Origin of the sequence: Cohnella phaseoli (assembly GCF_003386235.1) — a bacterium.
Classification (GTDB): domain Bacteria; phylum Bacillota; class Bacilli; order Paenibacillales; family Paenibacillaceae; genus Cohnella; species Cohnella phaseoli.
This window is the reverse complement of sequence record NZ_QRDZ01000007.1, coordinates 25259-48674: the sequence shown is the minus strand read 5'-3', so window position 1 is coordinate 48674 and position 23416 is coordinate 25259. Positions and strand designations below refer to the sequence as shown.

The 23416-nt window shown below is 55.9% G+C and carries 14 protein-coding genes and 1 pseudogene; 10 read left to right on the top strand and 5 right to left on the bottom strand.

Annotated features, from left to right (window positions below; genetic code table 11):
* Positions 1-222: 222 nt before the first annotated feature.
* Positions 223-779, bottom strand: a pseudogene (gene ilvN, locus DFP98_RS10635) (acetolactate synthase small subunit).
* Complete coding sequence (gene ilvB, locus DFP98_RS10630; protein ID WP_116060568.1) at positions 776-2500, bottom strand: biosynthetic-type acetolactate synthase large subunit; 1725 nt, start codon at positions 2498-2500, stop codon at positions 776-778. The pseudogene ilvN and the gene ilvB overlap by 4 nt, the downstream one beginning before the upstream one ends.
* A gap of 125 nt (positions 2501-2625) precedes the next feature.
* Between ilvB and DFP98_RS10625 the strand changes: the two genes are divergently transcribed.
* The gene (locus DFP98_RS10625; protein ID WP_116060567.1) at positions 2626-4686 is read left to right on the top strand and encodes a LuxR C-terminal-related transcriptional regulator; all 2061 of its coding nucleotides are present in this window, start codon (positions 2626-2628) and stop codon (positions 4684-4686) included.
* Positions 4687-4760: 74 nt separating this feature from the next.
* Here DFP98_RS10625 and DFP98_RS10620 read toward each other — a convergent pair whose 3' ends face one another.
* A complete protein-coding gene (locus tag DFP98_RS10620) occupies positions 4761-5291 on the bottom strand; it encodes a hypothetical protein (protein ID WP_116060566.1) in 531 nt (176 codons plus the stop codon).
* 284 nt (positions 5292-5575) lie between these two features.
* Here DFP98_RS10620 and DFP98_RS10615 point away from each other — a divergent pair, with 284 nt between their 5' ends.
* From DFP98_RS10615 to pcrA, 9 genes are all read left to right on the top strand, one after another.
* Positions 5576-5785 (top strand): hypothetical protein, encoded by a 210-nt coding sequence (locus DFP98_RS10615; protein ID WP_116060565.1) that lies wholly within the window; start codon positions 5576-5578, stop codon positions 5783-5785.
* A 162-nt stretch (positions 5786-5947) separates the two neighbouring features.
* On the top strand, positions 5948-6997 hold the full coding sequence (locus tag DFP98_RS10610) for a S1C family serine protease (protein ID WP_246016492.1): 1050 nt from the start codon (positions 5948-5950) through the stop codon (positions 6995-6997).
* A gap of 39 nt (positions 6998-7036) precedes the next feature.
* Positions 7037-8962, top strand: a complete 1926-nt coding sequence (locus tag DFP98_RS10605) for a stalk domain-containing protein (RefSeq protein WP_116060564.1) — start codon at positions 7037-7039, stop codon at positions 8960-8962.
* Positions 8963-9137: 175 nt separating this feature from the next.
* On the top strand, positions 9138-11663 hold the full coding sequence (locus tag DFP98_RS10600; protein ID WP_246016491.1) for a U32 family peptidase: 2526 nt from the start codon (positions 9138-9140) through the stop codon (positions 11661-11663).
* Between the two features lie 163 nt (positions 11664-11826).
* Positions 11827-13185, top strand: a complete 1359-nt coding sequence (locus DFP98_RS10595) for a UDP-glucose dehydrogenase family protein (RefSeq protein WP_181917608.1) — start codon at positions 11827-11829, stop codon at positions 13183-13185.
* Positions 13186-13207: 22 nt separating this feature from the next.
* Positions 13208-14083 carry a UTP--glucose-1-phosphate uridylyltransferase GalU gene (gene galU / locus DFP98_RS10590; protein ID WP_116060562.1) on the top strand — a complete coding sequence of 292 codons (876 nt, stop codon included), beginning with the start codon at positions 13208-13210 and terminating at the stop codon, positions 14081-14083.
* Between the two features lie 379 nt (positions 14084-14462).
* Positions 14463-15266 (top strand): outer membrane protein assembly factor BamD, encoded by an 804-nt coding sequence (locus DFP98_RS10585; RefSeq protein ID WP_147310162.1) that lies wholly within the window; start codon positions 14463-14465, stop codon positions 15264-15266.
* Positions 15267-16569: 1303 nt separating this feature from the next.
* A complete protein-coding gene (gene pcrB, locus DFP98_RS10580; RefSeq protein ID WP_116060560.1) occupies positions 16570-17298 on the top strand; it encodes a heptaprenylglyceryl phosphate synthase in 729 nt (242 codons plus the stop codon).
* The gene (pcrA, locus tag DFP98_RS10575) at positions 17279-19720 is read left to right on the top strand and encodes a DNA helicase PcrA (RefSeq protein ID WP_116060559.1); all 2442 of its coding nucleotides are present in this window, start codon (positions 17279-17281) and stop codon (positions 19718-19720) included. The genes pcrB and pcrA overlap by 20 nt, the downstream gene beginning before the upstream one ends.
* A 49-nt stretch (positions 19721-19769) precedes the next feature.
* Here pcrA and DFP98_RS10570 read toward each other — a convergent pair whose 3' ends face one another.
* Positions 19770-21365 carry a response regulator transcription factor gene (locus tag DFP98_RS10570; protein ID WP_181917607.1) on the bottom strand — a complete coding sequence of 532 codons (1596 nt, stop codon included), beginning with the start codon at positions 21363-21365 and terminating at the stop codon, positions 19770-19772.
* A complete protein-coding gene (locus DFP98_RS10565; RefSeq protein ID WP_116060557.1) occupies positions 21346-23211 on the bottom strand; it encodes a sensor histidine kinase in 1866 nt (621 codons plus the stop codon). Before DFP98_RS10565 ends, DFP98_RS10570 begins: the two co-directional genes overlap by 20 nt.
* Positions 23212-23416 lie beyond the last annotated feature (205 nt).

The following is a 23416-nucleotide window of genomic DNA, read 5'->3' as shown; positions in this document are numbered from 1 at the left end:
GATTCAGAGCGGAAAATCCGACTTAATTTCTCCAAAGAAGGAAAATGGGAAAAATAAGGTGGAGAACCCGCTTTAATTAGCCCAAAAAGGACTCGGCAGCGAATTTAAAGCGGATTTTCCGCTTTAAATCAATAAGGCGTATACATTCCACTCAGCGGTTTGAACTAACAGCGCTCTACAGCGGCGCCAACAGCGTCCAACCCGAATAACTCCCTTTTAATTTCACCCCCGAAGCATCGCCGTTTCCCCGGTACGAGCGATTTCGAGAATGCCGTAAGGGCGCAGAAGCCGGAGGAAGGCATCGTTCTTGTCGCGATCGCCGACCGCTTGAACGATGAGAGTCCGCGGCGCGACGTCGACGATCGAAGAGCGGAACGTCTCGATGAGGCTTAACAGCTCGGCCTTCTTCTCGGGCTCGGCTGTCAGCTTGACGAGCAGCAGTTCCCTCTCGATCGTCGGTTTGCCGGACAGGGGCTCGACCTTGACGACATCGAGCAGCTTGCCGAGCTGGCTGCAGATTTGGCGGATTTGCGGCTCGTCTCCGCGAGCAACGACCGTCATGCGCGACAGATGCTCCTGCCCGGGGGCTCCAACCGTCATGCGGGACAGATGCTCCTGCCCGGGGGCTCCAACCGTCGTGCGCGACAGCGCTCCTGCCCGGAATCTCCGACCGAGATGCTGTCGATATTGTAGCCGCGCCGGGAGAACAATCCCGACACCCGTTGGAGCACACCGGGATCGTTGCGCACGAGCACGGAGATCGCATGCCTGTCTGTCATGGGCATTCCCTCCCTAGGATCATATCCTGCAGTTTTGCTCCCTGAGGAACCATCGGATAGACGAGTTCGTCTCGTGATACGACAAAGTCTATGAGATAGGGGCCGGGTTCGGCCAACGCCTTTTGCCACTCGGATTCCGCCTCCTCATTGCTCGTTGCTCTCCCGGCAGCCACTCCGTAAGCTTCGGCCAGTTTGACGAAGTCCGGACTTCCGTCCAGATCGATATGGCTGTACCGCCGTTCGTAGATCAGCTCCTGCCACTGCTTGATCATGCCCAGCGTACCGTTGTTCAAGACGACGATTTTGACGGGAATACGGTTAATGGCGCATACGGCCAACTCTTGGGCGCACATCTGCATCCCTCCGTCGCCGTTGATAGAGACGACGATGCGATCCGGGTTGCCGATCTGCGCGCCGATGGCGGACGGGAAGCCGAAGCCCATCGTGCCGAGCCCGCCCGACGTGATCAGGGAGCGAGGACGCTTGAAGCGATAAAATTGGGCCGTCCACATTTGATGCTGGCCAACGTCCGTCGTTACGATCGCTTCGCCTGCGGTTGTGCGCGAAATCATCTCGATGACGTACTGGGGCTTCAGCACGCTCGCCGAGTGCTCATAGCTAAGCGGGATTTCCCTTTTATAACGCAGCAGGAGATCGATCCAGTCTCGGACATCGGCAGTACGGTGAAGCTCTGAGCCTATGCGGCGATTGAGGTCGGCCAGAATTTCCTTTGCATCGCCTCGCAGCGCGAGGACGGTCGGCACAAGCTTGCCGATTTCCGCAGCATCGATGTCGATGTGCGCGATCAAGGCATTCGGCGCAAACCCGTCCAGCCTCATCGTAACCCGATCGTCGAAACGGGCTCCGACAGAGATCAGCAGATCGCACTGAATCAGAGCTTCGTTCGCGGCATAGGCGCCATGCATTCCGCCCATGCCGAGCCATAGCTCCGATTCGCTGGAATAGCCCCCCAATCCGAGCAAGGTGGTGACGACAGGAATGCCCGTAACCCGAACGAATTCGTCCAACTCGTCGGCCGCTTCCGAATAGACGACGCCTCCTCCCGCCAATAGTACAGGCCGCTCCGAAGCGCGGATGGCCTCAATCAACCGAACCATCTGCGTCGATAGCTCGTCCGCGGGCTCGGAGGGGGTTATTTTCCGCAACCTCAGGCGTTCCGGGTAGACGAACGTCGTCAGGGCGGCCGAGACATCTTTGGGAATATCGATCAGCACAGGGCCTTTGCGACCTGTACCCGCGATCTGGAACGCTTCCCGGATCGTCCGCGCCAGATCCTCGACCCGCCGCACGAAAAAATTATGCTTCGTAATCGGTTGGGTAATCCCGACGATATCGGCTTCTTGAAAAGAATCCGTACCGATCAAGTCGGAGGGGACATTGCCGGTGACGATCACCAATGGCACCGAATCCATATGGGCAGTTGCGATGCCTGTTACAAGATTGGTAGCGCCGGGACCGGAGGTCGCGAGGCATACTCCGATTTTCCCGGTAGAGCGGGCATATCCGTCCGCCGCGTGGATCGCTCCTTGCTCGTGTCTAGTCAGCAGGTGGCGGAAGTCCGGATTGTCGTGCATGGCGTCATAAATATAAAGAACGGCTCCGCCGGGATAACCGAAGACGCATTCGACTCCTTCGAGCAGCAGCATCCTCAGTAAAATTTCCGAGCCCGTTACCCGGTCTTCCTTTTTTAACTCCTTCATATCGATTTCCTCCCGAGTGATATTCCTCTTCAAAATACCACGCCGGGACCTATATCGAGGCTATCCTTTCGGTTACATTGATAGTATACTTTTCGATAAAAATCGGAGCGGCGGAGGTGCGGAACTTGGGTGAAACGCTCGGACAACGAATGAACAAGCTCATGGACGACCATTTCGTCGGACGGGAGTTCGAACAGCATGTTTTCACGACGATGCTGCAAGGATTGGAGGAGCGAAGCGAGCGCATCCTGAATTTGCACGGAACGGCCGGCATCGGCAAAACCTTTCTGTTGAACCGCTTCGGCAAGCTGGCGGAACGGGTTGGGACGCGTGCGGCCTATGTGGATGCAAAGGAGGCTTTCGGCAGCGAGGAGGTTTTCTGCGGCTTGCTGTTGCAAGCATTGGGCGAGAGTACGGAGATCCCTGACATCCCAGCCTGCATTAACGCGATTAACGATAAAGCTCGTGAACAAAAGGTTGTGCTATTGATAGACGGTTTCGAGACAATGGGCAGTTTGGATCATCGGATTAGAGAGAAGCTGCTGCCAGGGCTTGATGCCAACGTTTTGACGGTAATTGCCGGGAGACATTCTTTGGAGGGGCCGTGGCGCCGTTCGGCCGTATGGAGCAGCATTGTCGTCAAATTACCGCTGAAAGAGCTGGATTATGAGGTCGTCCGAGGCTATTTATGTCAACGGGGAGTCACGGACGAGCGGCAGCTCGACGAGATCTGGCTAAGAACGTTGGGACATCCGTTGTCGCTCAATCTCTCGCTTGATGGTTCGCGCGGGGAGACGGTGTTGTCACGAGATATGGCCGCCAATCCGGAACCGCCGGAGGAGTGCGTCCGTCAATGGCTGGGCGAAGCGCCGGATAACGCCTTGCGGGAGCTGCTATATGCCGCCAGCGTGCCGAGAAGCTTCCATCAGGAGCAGCTTGGCGAACTGCTCGGGCGCAGCGTTTCCGACGCCGAGTTCGATCGGTTAATCGGCTTGTCTTTTACGAACAGGACCCCCAGAGGCTGGCAATTGACCGAACTTGTCTGGGAGACGCTCCGAGCATCGTTCAAAACGAGAATGCCGTCTCGGTTTGCGGAATACGCGGACAAGACGATCGCACACTACAATCGATTGCTGGATCAAGCGCACACAGGGCGGGGAAAAGGCTGGGAGATTGACCAACTGATGCGTTTTTCCTCAAGCCCGGTGCTTCGGGCTCATCTGCGTCATTCCAGGGACTGCGGTCATTATCTCGAGCCGATTGATTTCGCCAACTATGCAGATGCGGAGACCTATATCGAAGAACGGCTGCGAACGGCGAAGCCGCAGCGTATCCGCTGCTCCGATCCCCAGACGGGCGCGCTGTTTCGGTTCGAGATGTCGGCGGAGGAGAGCCTGCTCCGGCTATCCGCTTTACCGCTTAACGAGCTTCTGAGAACCGGTCCCGATTCGGTGCGGCTGGTGCGTTCGAAGGAAGGGAATGTTCTTGGCTTATTCGCCATCGTTCCCATCCATGGAGGAACAGCCGCTTTTCTTCGCTCTGCCCCTTTATCCCGCATGTACTTCGAGACACGAGAGACGATTCTTTCGGAAGGAAGCGAGCGCTATCCCGCAGGATGGTTCGTTTATGCCATGGATGTCGTCGATTTGGAGGACGAGAGTCTGAGGAGCGCAATCGTGCAGGCCATTTTCGAGAAAATCGCCGAGGGGGGACTTGTTTTGCAATCGCCGCCCCCGTTGGCTTATTTCCGGCATGCTTGCGAGGGGCTCGGCTTTGGATGCGCGGATGTCCCAAGTCATCCAGCATACGGGGAGTCATATCCGGCCTACGTCTACGAGATTGATACCCGCGGCAATCGATTGAAGGATTATTTACGCAAAATGGTGCCGCAAAGGGGAGCTCTCATAGAAGGCCACAATGCGGATGCAGGGGCCGCGGCTAAAGCGGAAGCAGCAGAGGAGATTCCACGAACGATTGAAGCGATTATGGCGGCGCTAACTCCGCGGGAGAAGGAGGTCGCAAGCTTGCTCACCCAAGGGCTGAGCAATTCGGATATTGCAGCCGCTTTGTTCGTCAGCGAAGCGGCGGTGAAGAAGCATGTCAACGCGATGCTGTCCAAATACGGCCTTAAAAACCGAACGCAGCTGGCAAGAGCCATTTTGGACGGGCGATCTCCCTATGAATAAGAAAGACGCCCGCACCGCCTGACCGCATCGCGGCCGATCACTGCGTGATCTTCAGGTAGTGGGGCGCCCATAATCTAGGATTGAGCCGAAGGGCCAATCAAAGTAATCAGCTGCTTCTGCAGCCTAACGATATTTTGCTGCTTCTCGATAATTTGCCGCTTCTGCTTCACAATCGTTTCCATATCGGTTTTGGCGGCAGCCCACTGCTTCTTCTCGGCATTCTCATGGAAACTGCTCCATGATTCACGCTTAAGATCACGCATTTCGCGGATCGCTTCTTTGGAGGCTTTCATTTTCTCGATCAGCTGCTTGGCAGGTTGCTTGAGCGATTTGCGCTTGTCCTTCGACAGTGCCTTTCCAGCTTCCCTGATCTGCTCGTTCTGGGATTTCATCTGTTGGAACAAGCTTTTCTGCTCCGTTTTAATTTGATCGAGCTGGGTCTTTAACGCTTGAATATCGGCAGGCATCGCGCTCCAATCGATGTTCGGCCGGGCCGGCTGCTGGTGATTGTGGTGGTGATGACCGTCCGGATGGGCGGAAGCAACCGCCGGGATGGCGAGGGCCAGCGCGGTAAAGGTCAGCAAAGCGTGCAAATAACGTTTCATGTCGTGTTCTGCCCCTTTCTTGGATTCTCCATTAGTATGGACAAAACGACACTTCCCATTCTTTGGAATCCGAACGCAGGTGCAAATCATTTATCACCCAACCGGATTTTGGAATACGATCCTTCTGTCTTACGGATACTAACCCTAACGCAGGTCGGTCGAGCCGGGGTTCGGATTGTGTGACAAAGTTGTTACGAGACCAACATTGGACTTGCAACGGAGACGCTCAGAAGCTAACATAGATAAAGATGGGTTCATTAGGTCAGATAAAGGAGGTCCCCTTTATGTTTCTAGCCGAAGCGGCAACGGAAGCTGTGGAGAGCACATACTCGCATTTCGACATTTTCATGTTGATTTTCACGGTTCTCATTGCAATCGGTTTAGTGCGTCTGCTGATGCAGAGGCCTCGTAAAAACATGCTTGCAATCGGATTTGGAACGGTCTGTCTTCTCGTATTCCTTGCGGCTGATTTCAAGATGATCAGCGGCTGGTAAGGAAAATACCGCGATACATAAACAAGCCTAGGCTGCGGAGCTTTGGGCTTGTTTTTTTGTGATTTCGTGCAACGTTTCGACGTATGTATTTTTTCATTTCCATTCGCTGGAATCTATGATAAAGTAAATCTGTTTATTTGAAAAAGTTGGGAGAGGAAGTTGTTGAGAGGAAATCGGCAACGGAAAGTCGTCATGATGCTGGCGACGGCGCTGTTGGCTTTGACGATGTCAACGAGCGGCGTTATTGCTGCGGGGAGTAAGGAAGGGCCGTCGACTCGGGTCATTGACGGCGAGTTGTATGTGAAAGCCTCTCTCGTACCCGACGTGATCAAGAAAGTATCGCCTTCGGTCGTGGCGATCATCGGAAAACCGGCGGACGAGAAAAACGCGAGCCGGTTCGCGCTATCCCACGGAACGGGCGTATTCGTCAAGAGCGACGGATGGATTGTGACGAATGCGCACGTCGTTCAGGATATGGAGCGAATCGTTGTCGTCACGTCCGACGGCAAGGAATATACCGGAACCCGCAAGCAGATCGATCCGGCAAGCGACCTGGCTCTGGTGAAGATCAATGCGAAGGGCTTCAAGCCTGCCAAGCTTGCCGCGGCTCCGCTGAAGGTGGAGGTGGGAGAAACGGTAATCGCGATTGGAACGCCCGTCTCCTTCTCGCTGCGCAATACAGCCACCGTGGGCGTGATCAGCGGGATGAACCGCTCGGTCTCTTCCGATTATAATTTGCTGCAGACGGATGCGGCGATTAATCCGGGCAATAGCGGCGGTCCGCTCGTGAATTTGAAAGGAGAGGTCGTCGGCATTAACTCGATGAAGTTCGTCGATGTCGATATCGATAGTATGGGCTTCGCCATTCCAGCGGATACGGTGCGATACGTGCTGGATCATTTCGATAAATACGGCAAAGTGAAGAGGGCCTCTCTTGGCTTGGAGCTGGAAGAGAGCTGGTCGGCCGTCGTGGGGCTTCCAACGGAGGAGCCGATGACCGTGCTCGAAGCCGCTTCGCCGAATGCGAGGAAAGTCGGCATTTCCGCCGGGGATCAGCTCTATTCCGTGAACGGGAAACAAGTCTCGACGAACGTCGAGCTGAACGAGCTGCTGAAGGCGTTTCTTCCGGGTCAGACCGTCAACGTGACGCTGCTGTCCGACGGAGACTTGGTGACTCGCAAGCTGGTTTTGTCCGAATATTCGGGGCATTAACATTTAGGGACGTTAAGGTGGAGAGGGGTTCATTTATTTATGCTTCATAAAGGAAAAGGCTTCGTTATGCTTCTGCTGACGGTCGTACTGTTGGCGGTAAGCGCCATTCCGGCTTATGCGGATGAGGCTCCGGGCAAGACGGAAATCCGTCTGAAGGTCGGCAGCAAACAGATGAAAATCAACGGAGAGTCCGTATCTATTCAACCTCCGTATCAAGAATCCGGTACCGTTATGGTTCCTCTCAGCGTGTTTACGAATAAGAAAGGATTCGGAGCTAAGGTTCAACTGACGAACAACAAAATTATTAAGCTCACTTACGGCACTCATACAATCGTAGTTACTCTGGGCAGCAAAGACGCAACGATCGACGGGAAGAAAACGACGCTTCCGGTCGCTCCGGCCAGCAAACAGGGAGTCACGATGGTTCCGCTGTCGATTATCGCCAAGAGCTTCGAGGCGACGTTGGCGAAAGATGCGGCGACTCAGGAGCTCGTGCTGAAGTTTGTGTCTGTCAACGACAAGAGCGCCGGAGGCAAGAACATCGACACCGATGCCGGCAAATCCAAGATCGGAGATAGCTATTACGGCTGGTCGATGAATTATCCGACCGGTTTGACGATGAGCTCGCAGACGCAGGACGGCGATATCGTCGTATTCGAGGATGTGAAGAAGGAATACTACTTGGCCGTTATCGTCGAGGAAGCGAAGGACAAGCTGACGATGGAAGAAACGCGGAATACGATCTACGGCTACTTCGACGAGGGAGAGAAAGTCGTCGATAAAAAGACGGTCGGAAGCGGAGCCGCAGCCTACGAGCGGGTGACCACGAAGAATAAGGGAGGATTCTTCTTCGAATATCGGGGAATCCAAGCCAACGACTCTTTGTATATCGTCATTTTCGGCAAGAAGGCGAAGACGGCCCAGGAGCTGGCGAAATCCACCGGATTGCTGGATAGCTTCCGCACTGCCTTTAACCGCTCGGACGTTTCGGTCAAAGATTTGACGCAGATCGTCAACGGCCTCAAGACGTTTGCCGACGAGGATTACGGGCTCAGCGTCAAGCTTCCCAAAGAGTGGAAGACCGACACGGAAGCCTCCATTCCGTGGTTTTACTTGGAGGATAGCGGGTATCTGTACCTAGACGTCACCTCTCTTGTTCCGGGGGATACGCTGGATGAGTGGATTAAGCGTAAGCAAGCTCGCTTCGAACAGACTTTCGCGACTGCTTTCCGGAAGGAGCCGGAAATCAAAAACGTCGTCTGGAACGGCGTGTCCGCCAAGTTGATGAAGCTTGCTTATTCCTGGGATACGGAGAAGTGGTGGGAGGAGTACGAGATTTTCGCGATCGAGGGGGAGTACCGCTATTATACAGAGCTAGCCTATCCGAAGGATTCCCCGGCCGCCCAGTCCAACTTGTTGGATAACGTACTTCGCTCCATGAAGGCTGATTTTGCGACGGTAGAGAGCAATTTTGGCGAACTCGCCGACGAATTGGACAATATCGATCGCAGCGCCGTCGTGACGAGAACGAGCGAGAAATACGGTTATCGGATCACGCTTCCGCAGTATTGGACAGGGGATAAGAAAAGCCTGGAAGAGACCGAGATGGAGTACACCACGACCGGGGTCGGGGCAGGCGTAAATTATTGGGAGGACGAATCGGTTACATTCAGCGAGCTCACATCGACGATTGATGATTATTATAAAGAGCTTTCCGGGAAAAATTCCAAGATCAAAATCATCGAGAACACAACCGTCCAATTTGCCGGATTTACCGCCAAGAAGGTCGTCTTCGAGGATAAGACCAACAATAAAGACAGCACTCCGTATCGGATTACGAATTATTTCGTGCTGAAGGGCGACAAAGTGTACAACGTATGGGGGTTCTACTATTTGGCCAACGCCAGCGACTTTAATGTGAAAAACATGGAGGCGGCGCTCAGCACGTTCGCATTTACTCGTTAAATCGGAGTCAAGAATAAGAGAGGCTGCCCTGTCGCTCCCGTGGAGTCGACGAGGGGCGGCCTCTTTGGTTATGGAGAGGCTGGAAACCCAATTTCCTTGACCTGGTCGGTCGTAAAGCGCAATAATGAGATCAGCGAATACCGCTCGTCCGGAGCGGTTTGGAGGATGGTACAACATGGTGGACAAAGCCGATTTGCGGCGTGAAGATATCGAATTGCTGGCGCCGGCCGGAGATTGGGAGTGTATGCGGGCTGCGGTGGCCAATGGGGCCGACGCCGTGTTTTTCGGCGTGGAGAAGTTTAACGCGCGGGCGCGGGCGCACAATTTTCAGATGAACGAGCTGCCGGAGATTATGGCGTTTCTGCACAAGTACGGGGTAAAAGGTTTTCTTACCTTTAATATTCTCGTCTTCGAGGACGAGCTGCCGGAAGCGCGCAAGCTGATCGAAGCGTGCATCGACGCCGGAGTGGATGCGGTGATCGTTCAGGATTTGGGCCTGGTGAAAATGATCCGCGAGATTTCGCACGATTTTCCGATCCACGGTTCGACCCAGATGACGATTACGTCGCCCGAGGCGGTCGAATTCACGAAGCCGTTCGCGATGGAACGGGTTGTGCTCGGCCGGGAGAACAATCTGAAGCAAATTCAGAAAATCGGCGAGCAGGCGAAGCTGCCGATGGAGGTGTTCGTGCACGGCGCTCTGTGCGTCTCCTACTCGGGACAGTGTCTCACTTCCGAGGTCTGGGGCGGACGTTCGGCGAACCGCGGCGAATGCGCGCAGGCGTGCCGACTGCCGTATGATCTGATGGTTGACGGCGTACAGCAGCCGATGGGCGACATTGCGTATTTGCTGTCTCCGAAAGATCTGGCCGCGATCGACATCGTGCCGGAACTGATCGAGGCGGGCGTCGCCTCGTTTAAGATCGAAGGGCGGCTGAAGAGCCCCGAGTATGTGGCTAACGTCGTCAGCAAGTACACTAAAGAGATTGATAAATATTTCGCCGGAGACGAGAACGGGCCTTCGAAGGAGGAGGTCCGGGAGCTGCAGCAGAGCTTCTCGCGCGGCTTTACGCACGGCTTTCTGGAAGGGACGAACAACAAGCAGCTTGTGGAAGGAACGTTCCCGAAGAGCCGCGGCGTCTATCTGGGCAAAGTCGAGAAAATATTGCGCGACGCGGTGATCTGTAAGCTGGAAGCTCCGCTGAAACGCGGCGACGGCATCGTTTTCGATGCGGGCGATCCGACGAAGAAGGAAGAAGGCGGACGCGTCTACGACGTGCGGGTGTCCGGAGCCAAGCTGGAGGGAGAAGCGGCGGAAGGGCTGCGAATCGAGATCGTGCCGGGACGCAACGACATCGACCTCAACCGCGTGCACGAGGGCGACCGGATCTGGAAAACAAGCGATCCGGCGTTGGATCGCCGTCTGCGCGCCAGCTTCGAAACCGAGAAACCGTATCGCACGTTCCCGCTGGCCGTCTCGGTATTCGGACAGGAGGGCGTGCCGCTTAGAACGATTTGGACGGATACGGGCAAGGGAACGACCGTGGCCGTAGAGTCGGAAATGCCGTTGGAACGCGCGGAGAAGCGGCCGCTCGGACATGAGGTGCTGAGCGAGCAGTTGGGCCGGCTGGGCGGGTCTCTGTACCGTCTGGACCAGCTCGAAGTCGGACTGAAGGGCGACGTCATCGTGCCCAAGAGCGAGCTGAACCGGATGCGCCGCGAAGCCGTCGAGCAGCTTGAGGCGATGCGAGAGCTGCCGCCGCAATATGTGAAGCGGCAAATCGACGAGTTTGCCGATGCCTTCGATTCCGATGCGGTCGATGTCAGCGTGAAGCCAAGCGAGGTGAAGCTGACTGCGCTGTGTCGGACGCTGGAACAGGTCAAAGCGGTGGCGAAGACGGAGGTCGAGCTGATCTATGCCGACTTCGAATTTATTAAGCAGTTCCCGGATGCGATTCGAGTGTGCCGCGAGGCGGGCAAGAGAATTGCGTTGGTAACGCCGCGTATTCATATGCCGGGCGAGAACGGCTACCATCGCAACATTCTCAACCTGAAGCCGGATGCCGTGCTTGTACGCAACACCGGGGCGCTGTACTACTATTTGAAGAATCGCATGGAGAATCCGGGGCAGGAGCATCCGCTATTGATCGGCGACTTCTCGCTGAACGTGGCGAACCATAAGACGGTCAATCTTTTCCGCGAAGCGGGCTTGGACTGGGTGACGCCTTCCTACGATTTGAACATTCAGCAGATGGTCGATATGCTGCGCCGGGCGGACACATCCCGTCTGGAGGTCGTCATTCACCAGCATATGCCGATGTTCCATACCGAGCATTGCGTCTACTGCACGTTCATGAGCGAAGGCACGAACTACACCAACTGCGGCCGTCCGTGCGAAGAGAAGCGGGCGTCGCTGCAGGACCGGATCGGCATGTCCCATCCGGTGCGCGTGGACGAGGGCTGCCGCAATACGGTATACAACGCAATCGAGCAGTCCGGCTCGGAGTACTTGGACCTGTTCATGGAGCTGGGCGTACGCTCCTATCGCGTCGAGTTTCTCGAAGAGAGCGCCGACAAGGTGCACGAGGTGCTCACCCTCTACCGCGCCGCCATCGACGGCCGTATCTCCGGCACCGAGGTTTGGCGCAAGCTTAAAGCAATCAATCAGTTGGGCGTTACTAGAGGTCAACTGGTGAAATAAACGGCATGACCAGGCCCCGTTCCCGCTCGCTGCGGGGGCGGGGTTTTGCGCATAATTTACACTCCGCTAACACAATCGCGCATTCTCGTTTTCATTCCGATGCTACAATCGGTTCAAGTCAACATTGCGCATGAGTGCGCTGGACATAGAGGAGGCTCGGAATATGAAAATGGCGATTGTGGGAGCGGGCGCGGCCGGATTGACGATGAGTGCGGGGTTTGCGGAGCTCGGACATACAGTGCGATGCGTGGACGGCGATTCAGGGAAGATCGCGCAGTTGTCGCAGGGAATCGTTCCATATCGAGAGCCGGGGTTGGAATCGCTTGTACTGCGGAATTTTGCTGCCGGACGGCTAAGCTTCGGTAACGATCCGTCGGCAGTTATGAACGAGGCGGAGCTGCTGTTTATTGCCGTCGCTACGCCTGCGGACGAGCGCGGCGATATGTCGCTCGCCGCGCTCTGGAAGGTAATCGACCGCATCGAGGCATGGCCGGCCGATGGCGACCGCCCAAGGCTGATCGCCATCGCCAGCACCGTGCCGGTCGGCACCGCGGAGAGGGCCGAGTCGCGTCTGCGCGGCCGGCTGCCGGCGAGCTGCGCGGTGGAAGTGGTGTCCATTCCGGAATTCATGCGGGAGGGCAACGCAGTTCGCGACTTTTTCGAGCCGGCGCGGATTGTGATCGGGACGGCTACCCCCGAAGCGGCGGATCGGCTTACGCAGCTTCATCGCAGACTACCGGGGCCGATTATTGCGGTAGATCGCAGAAGCGCCGAGCTGGCCAAGCTGGCCGCCAACGCCTGCCTGGCAGTCAAAATCTCGTTCGCGAACGAAATGGCCGCATTCGCGGAGCAGGTCGGAGCAGACTACCCTTTGGTGGCGCAATCGCTTGGACTCGATCCGAGGATCGGGCCGTATTTTCTGGAGGCGGGTCTCGGCTTCGGCGGCTCCAGCATGCCGCGCGATTCCCATGCGCTCGTCCGTATGGCCGACGATGCGGGAGCGCCCCAGACGCTAGTGGAGGCCGCAGTACGCGCTAACGCAATGCTGCCGCTGCGCATGGTGCGCAAGCTGGAAGCGGCGCTGTCCGACCCGGCCCGCCGCAAGGTGGCTCTACTTGGTCTTTCCTGCAAGCCGGGAACCGACGATATGAGGGACGCGCCGTCGCTGCGCCTCATTGCGGAGCTGAACCGCCGCCATCCCGGCATCGTATTAACGGCATACGATCCGGAAGCCGCCGCTGCGGCCCGTTCCGTGCTGCCTGCTTCGGTCGCGATCTGCGCGTCCGCGGAGGAGGCGCTTTGCGGCGCAGACGCTGCCATTGTCGTCACTGGCTGGAGCGAGTTCAGGCATATTCAGGCAGATAACTTTAAAAGTTGGATGAATCGGCCTATAATTATGGATGGAAGGAATATCTTGGACGCCGAGAGCCTGAATGCGCAGGGAGTTGTCTGCATCGGGGTCGGACGGCTGCCATCCATTCCAGGGCCGTCCTCTCGCAGGGCGGGCGAGCTCGCAATGTAATTGTAGAGAGGATGCCTGCAAGATGAAAATTCGCAAGGCGATTATTCCGGCGGCGGGACTGGGAACGCGTTTCCTTCCGGCGACGAAGGCGATGCCGAAAGAAATGCTGCCGATTATCGATAAACCCGGAATTCAGTATATTGTCGAGGAAGCGGTTGCCGCAGGCATCGAGGATATTCTGATCGTGACCGGGAAAGGCAAGCGCGCTATCGAGGATCATTTCGACAGCTCGTTTGAGTTGGAGCACAATTTGCTGAGCAAGGGCAAGCTGGACCTGTTGTCGGAGGTTCAGAAGCCGTCCGAGTTGATTGATATTCATTATATTCGCCAGAAGGAGCCGAGAGGGCTTGGACACGCAATCTGGTGCGCCCGCAAGTTTATCGGGAACGAGCCGTTCGCCGTACTGCTCGGTGACGACATCGTCCAGTCGGAAGTACCGTGTCTGCGGCAAATGATTGACGTGTACGATCAGGTTCAAGGTTCGGTGCTCGCCGTGAAGAAAGTGCCGGACGCAGAGGTGTCCCGCTACGGCATCGTCGATCCCGATCCGTCCGGAGGCGACGGGGGACGGATTATGAAAGTCCGCGGGGTCGTGGAGAAACCCGCACCGGGGTACGCACCGTCGAACGTGGCTATTATCGGGCGCTATATTTTAACGCCTGCGATTTTTGATATTTTGGAGCACCAGGACGTCGGGGCCGGAGGAGAAATCCAATTGACCGATGCGATCTACCGTCTGATGCACGACGAGTCCGTCTATGCGTACAAGTTCGAGGGGACTCGGTACGACACGGGGGAGAAGCTCGGCTACTTGAAGACGATCATCGATTTTGCGCTTGATCGTCCGGACTTGCGGGATGAGGTTCGGGCCTACTTGGAGGAAAAGCTGGGACGCTAACCTCTAACGGGACGTCAATTTTCAGGAATAATCCCATTTGCGCACATCCACAACGAACAAGCCGGCGGCCTATCCGCCGGCTTGAACTTTTTCCTTCGATCCCGAAAAAAGTCGTCAGCGGAGATGTTTATTGCCTGAATTTGGGAGAGCATGATACTCTATAGTTGTTTGAATAGGGGGACATGCGATGAATTGCGTCCAGTGCGGACAGCCCGTGACCGAGAGGGATCTCTATTGCCGCTTGTGCGGAACGCGGATAGAGGAGCCGGGAGCGTCAGCGGAAGAAGAGACAGACCTCGAAGTAGAGGAAGAGGAAGAGGAAGAGGAAGAGGAGACAGGCCACGAAGTTGAGGAAGACGAGACAAATCGCAGCGAAGAAGTGAACAGCTACGAGAAAACCGCTCCCGTTTCCTCCAAGCCGGGAGGATTAGGAAGAAATTTGCTGTTGCTTGCGACCGTGGTCTTTATTGTTATTATGTGGGTGAACAAATATACCGAATCGGAAAATGTAAGTGTTAAGGAATCCTTCTGGAAGTTTCGGGATACGATCGAGCTGCAGCTTTCCTCGCAGGGTAGCTTGGAAAGGAAATACCAGAGGGCCGCCCGGCAAATGAAAGCGGAAAATTATGAGAACGCTGCACGGGCATACGAAGAGCTCGGAAGTTATTCGGACAGCGAGGAGCTGCTCTACCAAGCAAAACTCAACATAAGCAAGCGCCATTTTTCCGCAAAAGAATATACGAAAGCTATCGATGTTCTCAAGGAGCTGCAGGATCATAGAGAGGCAGTGACGTTCCTCAAAAAAGTGAATTCCGCTTACGGAATTGACCAATATAAAGAAGGCAAATTTCATCATGCGAATCTGCTGCTGTCGAGAGCTGCAAACGATGAGTTGAGCCGGAAATATGTGAAGTATACACAAATGATGATTGAATTTTCAGGGGTATGGGAAAATGAGGATCGAACGGAACGAGTTCTGTTTTACCAGTGGTGGGCGAGGATAGAAAAAGAAGGCTCCGCCAAGCCAAACTATGTTCGATTGTCTTTAAAAAACGGCAATCTCTCAGGCGAAGGTTTTACTTTTGAAATCAAGAATAAGGAATTAATCGTGAAACATGCTGCATTCAAGACGAGGAAGTTCAAGAAGACAGAAGACATTGCTTATGAAATGATGACTTCATAATTTTTTCCCAACGACTTGCTTACCTATCTGCCTTGCAACGGGACGGACGGCTGGAATAAGACCGCCGCGCGGCCTTATTCGCCTGAACGAGTCCGGGATGTGGGTAATAAGACCGCAGCACGGTCTTATTCGTCTGAGCGGAGCCGGGATGTGAGCGATAAGACCGCTGCGCGGCCTTATTCGCCTGAACGAGTCCGGGATGTGGGTAATAAGACCGCAGCACGGTCTTATTCGTCTGAACGGAGCCGGGATGTGAGCGATAAGACCGCTGCGCGGCCTTATTCGCCTGAACGAGTCCGGGATGTGGGTAATAAGCCCGCAGCACGGTCTTATTCGTCTGAGCGGAGCCGGGATGTGAGCGATAAGACCGCTGCGCGGCCTTATTCGCCTGAACGGACCCGGGATGTGAGCGATAAGACCGCAGCACGGTCTTATTCGTCTGAACGGAGCCGGGGTGTGAGCGATAAGACCGCTGCGCGGTCTTATTTGTCTGGGATCAGGTCGAACGGCAGGTATTAGACCGTCCTACGTGCTTATTCGTTCAGATTTATTTCGAATGAATCGTTCATGACTGCCTTGCTCACCACTTTGAGCCGAGGCTAAATTAGTTCTAGTTCCCAGGTTGGAAGAGCGGCCGATTTCCTGTAGACTATTAACTAGAAGAGCGATCCCTAAATAACGTAATGAATTCGCTTGGAGATGCGTAAGACGACTGGCCAAGCTTAGAGCGTCCAACTGCGATGTTACACAGCTGCAAGCGTGCTGGCCAAGCTTAGAGCGTCCAACCACGATGTTACACAGCTGCAAGCGTGCTGGCCAAGCTTAGAGCGCCCAACCACGATGTTACGCGGCTGCAGGCGTGCTGGCCAAGCTTAGAGCGCCCAACCACGATGTTACGCGGCTGCAAGCGTGCTGGCCAAGCTTAGAGCGTCCAACCACGATGTTACGCAGCTGCAAGCGCGTTGGCCAAGCTTAGAGCGTCCAACCGCGATGTTACGCACCTGCAAGCGCGTTGGCCAAGCTTGCAGGTTTCCGATGTTTGGATTACGTTACTTTTGAGTCCCCTCTACTAGGGCGTGTCTGAAAACCCGCTCAGGGGCACCTTTCACCGCCTTTTCGCCCCCTGCTTCGTCACTTTTGCTTGACGTACCTACGGTACGCCTTCACAAAAGTTCCTTGCATGGAACGAAAATTCGGCAAAATTTGCTGCCCTCGGAGTATTCAGACACGCCCTAGTTAGCCGACTCTATTAGAGCGGAATCGTTTGCCGGCATTTTACATTATGCGGAATTATGGAGGCTGTATGCGCCCCTCATTTTATAGCGGTTGGAAACATGTGTTTAAGCTCGATCCCGACAGGGACATCGGAGACGAAGCGCTGGAGGCGGTATGCGCCTCCGGTACGGATGCGATCCTCGTCGGCGGCTCGAGCGGGGTGACCTTCGACAACACGGTGGAGCTGATGTCCCGAATACGCAGGTACGAGGTTCCTTGCGCGTTCGAGCTGTCCGATCCGGCGTGCGGAGTGCCGGGCTTCGACGGCTATTTTATCCCGAGCGTGCTGAATACGAAGCGGGCCGAGTGGCTGATCGGCCATCATGCGGCCGCCATTCGGGAATTCGGACATCTGCTGCCATGGGATTCGATCGTTGGCGAAGCGTATCTGGTGCTAAATCCGGATGCGACCGTCGCCAAGCTGACCGAAGCGGACGCCGACATCTCTCCCGCCGAAGCGGTCGCCTTCGCTCAAGTGGCCGACAGACTGTGGAACGTGCCGGTGCTGTATGTCGAGTATAGCGGGACGTTCGGCGATATGGAGCTGCTCGGGACCATCCGCAATACGCTACATCAAGCCCATCTCTTTTACGGAGGGGGCATCGACGGCCCCGACAAGGCGGCGCAAGCGGCGCTGAGAGCGGATACGGTTGTCGTAGGCAATATTATTTACGAAAATCTGGCTGCCGCGTTGGCTACAGTTAACGCGGTTAACCAAGCGGTAAAGGAGCAAAAAGATGTTCTTCGAAAGGGATAACGAACATTCCATCGATATCGACGATTCAATCAATCGACTTAATCCGAGGCAGAAGGAAGCGGCGGTCACGACCGAGGGTCCGCTGCTCATTATGGCGGGAGCGGGCAGCGGCAAGACGAGAGTACTGACGCATCGCATCGCCTATATTATCTCCAAACGTCTGGCGGCGCCGTGGAGCATCTTGGCCATCACGTTTACGAACAAGGCGGCGCGAGAAATGCAGGAGCGCGTATCCAAGCTGGTCGGCCCGTCCGGCCGGGACATCTGGGTCAGCACGTTCCACTCGATGTGCGTGCGCATTCTGCGCAGGGATATTGATAAAATCGGCTTCAGTTCGAGCTTCAGCATTCTCGATTCCGGCGACCAGTTGTCTGTTATTCGCAACATCATGAAAGACAACAACCTCGACGTCAAAAGATTCGAGCCGAAAGCCGTTCAGGCCGCCATCGGCGCCGCCAAGAACGAGCTGGTGTCCCCCGAGCAGTACGATCAGCGGCAGGGAGACTACTTCGAATCCATCGTCGCCAAAGTCTATACGCAGTACCAGAAGCGGTTGAAGGCGAACAATTCGCTCGATTTCGACGACCTGCTGCTGCTGACGATCCAGTTGTTCAAGGACGCCCCCGAAGTGCTCGATTTCTATCAGAACAAATTCAAATATATTCACGTAGACGAATACCAGGATACCAACAAAGCGCAATATACCCTCTGTAAAATGATGGCCAGCAAGCACCACAATCTCTGCGTCGTGGGGGACAGCGATCAGTCGATCTATCGCTGGCGGGGCGCGGACATTACGAACATTCTCAACTTCGAGAAGGATTATCCCGAAGCGTGCAGCATTTTGCTGGAGCAGAACTATCGGTCCACCTCGAACATTCTGGACGCCGCCAACTCGGTTATTAAGAATAATATTGGCCGCAAAGCGAAAAATCTATGGACGGACCAGGCCGGCGGGGACAAAATTACGATTTATCAAGGCGACTCGGAGCATGAGGAAGGCTACTTCGTCGCCGGAGAAATTCGCAAAAATCGTCAGGGCGGCCGACGTTACGGCGATCATGCGATCTTGTATCGAACAAACGCGATGTCGCGGGTCGTAGAGGAAATTCTGATCAAGTCGGAAATCCCATATCAGATCGTCGGCGGCATCAAGTTCTATGATCGCAAAGAGATCAAAGATATTTTGTCCTACCTGCGTTTAATCTCTAATCCGGATGACGACAACAGCTTGCTAAGAATCGTCAACGAGCCTAAACGGGGGCTTGGCGATACGACCATGACGAAAGTGCAGGCGGAAGCGACCCGCAAAGGCATCTCGATTCTGCGGCTGCTGAACGAAGGAGACGGCTTGCTTGGCGATGGTCTATACCATCTCGATATCCAGAATCGGGCCAAGTCGGCGCTCGGCAGCTTCCGCGATTTGATCCGTAACCTCAGCGCGATGACCGACTACTTGTCGGTAACGGAGCTGACCGAGAAGCTGCTGGAACTGTCCGAGTATCGGCTGGAGCTGCAGCGCGAGAATACGCTCGAGTCCAAGGCCCGGCTGGAAAACATCGAAGAATTCCTGTCCGTTACCCAGGAGTTCGAAAAACGCAACGAAGACAAGTCTCTACTCAGCTTTCTGACGGAGCTGGCGCTTGTCGCGGACATCGATTCGATGGGCGACGACGAGGAAGACGACGGCGACGCCGTCATACTCATGACGATGCACAGCGCCAAAGGCTTGGAGTTCCCGATCGTCTTCATCGTCGGTATGGAGGAGGGCGTCTTCCCGGGAAGCCGTTCTCTGATGGACAACGAGGAGATGGAAGAGGAGCGGAGGCTGGCTTATGTCGGCATTACACGCGCGGAGAAAAAACTGTACCTGACCTGCGCAAGAATGAGGCTGCTATACGGCCGCACAAGCTCGAACGCGCCGTCCCGGTTCCTTGGGGAAATCCCGAACGAGCTGAAGGAGGCGTTCGCTCCGGCAGGAGGCGCGCGTCCAGGCTCGTACGGCGGCTACGGCTCTCGGATAGGCGGAGGCAGTTCAGGTTCCTCTTACGGAGGTTCAGGCTACGGTTCTCAGAGAGGCTCCTCCTACACCGGTTCCGGCTCGACGACGGGAAGCGGAGGAGGAGGAGGCGGTTATCCGCCTTCGGGTCTCGGCGCGCGTCCAACCGTCTCTCCGATGAACGGCGGCGCGGCAGGCGGCTCGTCATCGGTTGCCCGTCCGCAGACGCCTTCCGCGGCCAAGCCGGTCGGAGACGGTATGGCGATCGCCGCCGGCGACAAGGTGCAGCATGCCAAGTGGGGCGTCGGAACCGTCGTCTCCGTCAAAGGAACGGGCAACGACGCCGAGCTACAGATCGCCTTCCCGGCGCCGACCGGCGTCAAGCGATTGCTTGCGGCGTTCGCTCCCGTAACCAAAGTCTAACTACAAAGCCCGGCAGCGGAGCTCCTCGGAGCCGCGCTGCCGGGCTTTATCACGCTTCCCGATTGCGGTATTCGGTCGGCGTCAATCCCGTTCTCTTCTTGAACAAGCGGCTGAAATACTTCTCGTCCGCATAGCCGGCGCGAACCGCAACCTCGTAGGTTTTCAGCGAGGTGGTCGCGAGCAGCCGCTTTGCCTCGCCGAGCCGGGTCTCGGTCAAATAGTCGGACAGATTGACGCCTTCGACCTGCTTAAACAGAAAACTGAGGTAGACGGGGGACATGTGTACCTCTTGAGCGGCCGTTTCCAGCGTGATGTTATCGCGAAAGCGCTCGGCGATGAACAGCTTCGTTTTTTCCACGACCGCATTTTTGCCGTCCTTGCGCAAGTCCAGCGTCCGCCGCAGCAGCCCGTCCAAGTAGCGGCGCAGCTCTCCGGCCAACTGGTCGAGCGTGGCCGCCGCAAAGAACAGCGAGATTTGCGGCGGAGGCAGCAAATCGTCGAGGGTCAGCTTCGGATGCATGGTCGCCAGCGAGTCCGCTGCCGTCACCATATGCTTGACGGCGATCGACTTGGTCACCTGAACGGGGTAATCGCTGCTTTTCAAATGAAGGATAAAGTCGCCGAGCCACGCGTCTAACTGCTCGGGGCTGCCGATTTTGAGCGCAAGCTGAAGCGCTTCGTCGACGGGAGCGGAAGCGGGAAGCTCCAGATCGGGGGCGACGACGTTCTCCCATTCGAGATCCTCCACGAACACGACCTCGCCGGGACCCGTGTAATATTTGTACTCCAGCGCCGTCTTGGCCGATTGATAGAGGCTTTTTCCCTCCGTATTCAGGCTCGATCCATGCGCCGAAACTCCGATCATCGCCGAGTAGCGGAGCGTCGTCCGCAGATTGTCGGCAAGGGCGCGCAGATCGTTGCGGAACTTCCGTTTGTCCGCATCCGCGACGTTAACCAGCAACACGAATCGATTGTGTCCGGGACAGATCATGAATTTGTGCGGCCACGCTGCCAGCGTCTCCTCAGAGACGTTCAACACGGCGAAGTTCATGAGCTGCTGATCCTCGTAGGAATAGTTTTTCGGATCGTCCGGATCCTCTTCCAGGTCGACGATCGCCAGATAGATGGGACCGACGCGCAACGGAATTTGCAGAAAACCCGTCTTCTCCTCGAACAGCTCCTCGTTAAAACGGGCGCCTTCCAGCAGGGAGGTCAGGAAGCGGAAGCGAACCATCGGCAGATGATCCGTGAGCTGATGCTTAAGTTTCCGTTCCTCCTCCCAGCTTTGCTTGACCGACAGGACGACATGAAGCAGCTGATCGAGGTCCGGCGGCTTCAGCAGGTAGTCGAGGGCTCCTAGCTTGATCGCCTGCTGCGCATATACGAACTCGTCGTGTCCGCTCAGAATGACCGATTTGATCGGAAGTCCGCGCGCGTTGATTTCCTCCAGCAGCTCCAGCCCGGTCAAGCCCGGCATCCGGCAGTCGAGCAGCAGCAAGTCGGGCCTGTCCCGCTCGATCAACTCCAGCGCCTCGGCGCCGTTTTCGGCGGGGGGCAGCCAGGTAAAGCCGTGCTCCTCCCAAGGGATAAGGGCGCGCAGCGCCTGAGGCACGATCGGCTCGTCGTCAACGACCATGATTTTCATAGAGCAGCCTCCATTCGTTGTCGTCGGATATGAGCGGGATGGCGAGCCTGATCTTCGTTCCGCGGCCCGGTTCGCTTTCGATGCGCAGGGCATATTCCGCACCGAACAGCATGGTCAGCCTTTCGTTGACATTGCGAATGCCATACCCCGATCCGGAGCTCTTTCCGGTGGGCGATCCGGAGTCACCGCCTCCGCGAGATCCCCCGAATTCGCCGAGCCCGCCGCCGTCCCCGGACAGCAGCGAATTCGCCAGCTCCGCCTCCATGCCGCAGCCGTCGTCCTCGACGATGAATTCCACCCGTTCCCCGTCCAGCTTCCGCCCTGTAATCGTCAATGTGCCCGGCCGCTCGCGCTTCGCGTTAAACGCGTGCAAAATCGCGTTTTCCGCCAACGGCTGCAGCAGCAGCTTCATCGTGTAGAACGGGAGAATATCCGGATCGATCTCGTAGCGGGGCACGAAACGGTTCGGGAAGCGGGCATGCTGAATGTGAATGTAGGCTTTCACCTGGCCGATCTCCTGCCGAATCGTATAGTAATCCTTCCCCTTGTTCAGGGAAAGCCGGAACAGCTCGGTCAGCGATTGCGTAACCTTGGCCGTTTTCTCATCCCCGTTCATCTTGGAATTGAGGAAAATATAATCGAGCGTGTTGTACAGAAAATGCGGCTCGATCTGGGTTTGCAAGGTTTTCAACTCGATCATCTTCTGGTTCGTCTGACTGACGTATACTTTCTGAATCAGGCTGTTCGTCTCCGTGACCATCTCGTTGTACTTATGGGTAAGCAGGCCGATCTCGTCGCGCGAGACGACCTCGACCTTCTGGTTGAAATCTCCGCGTTTGAAATTGTTCATCGAGCGCAGCAGCAGCTTGATCGGCTTCGTAATCGTTCGCGACAGGAACACCGAACTGATCGCCGCGAGGGCGAGCAGCGACAGCGATAGCGCCAACGTCGCGTTCAGCACGATGCGGTGCTCGCTGCGGATCACCTCCATCGGCGTAAGGCTGACGATGTTCCAGTTGTACGGCTCGACGACGGCGCTGGCGACGGCGTAGCTTTTACCGCCTATCTCGTAATTATCCGAATGCGTCTCCAGGAACAGTTTCTGCTTCAGCCCGATGTCGTTCGTCAGCGTTTTTCTCAGCTCGTTGTCGCGGGTTTTGCTTGATACGAGATTGTAGTTGTCGTCGAAAATAAAAATGTTGGACGAGCGCACGATCTCGATGTCCTGAATGATGTTGCCGATCGAGTCGCGGTTGACGCCCATGAACAGCAGGCCGAGCTTGTTGTCCCGGTCGTACAGATCCACGATGCGGCGTCCGACCATAATCTCGTTGTAGCTGTGCCCGTACGTAAAGAGCGGAGTGCTGGAATACGTCCAGAAAGCTTCGCCGTCCCGCGCGGCGACCGCCGTATACAGCGGCATCTCGATAAAATCGGAATACGGAATGACCTGGCGGAAAAATTCGCTGAAATCCCGGTACAGAAATCCGTTCTTGCCGTAAATCACGAGGAAGCTGACGTATTTCTTGGCCGACTTGATGTTGTCCAGATAAGCGAGCGCCGCGGCCTGCTCCACGCTGACCGGACCGTTGCCGTCCTGGCTCAGCAAGCTTTGCAGGCTGACGTTGTTCATAATATAAGAGGTCATCTCTCCGGCGTCGTCCAGCATCAGCTTGATGTTGTTGCCTATGAGACGCACCGTCTGCGCCTGATTCTGCTTCGTCTCTTTCTCCAGCGAGGAGGTAGCCGTGCGGAACGAGAAGAAGCCGAGCGTCAGCAGCGGGATAAGAACAAGCAGGACGAAGGAGACGAACAGCTTGGTCTGCAGTTGTCTGAATACGAGCATGGCGGGTCCTCCGTCGGCAGTAAGACGTGATCTCTTGCTTTACTACATTTACTACATTAGCAAACGCTTTCTTGGCATTCAATAAGGGAATCGCTCCCGGAGACGAGGTTCTTGACGAAGTCCACCAAATCTTGAAATTGCCGCATTGTTGGCTTGGGAGACGGCGAGTAAGATGAGAGTGTGCACAAGCTAAGCAAGTCGAAAC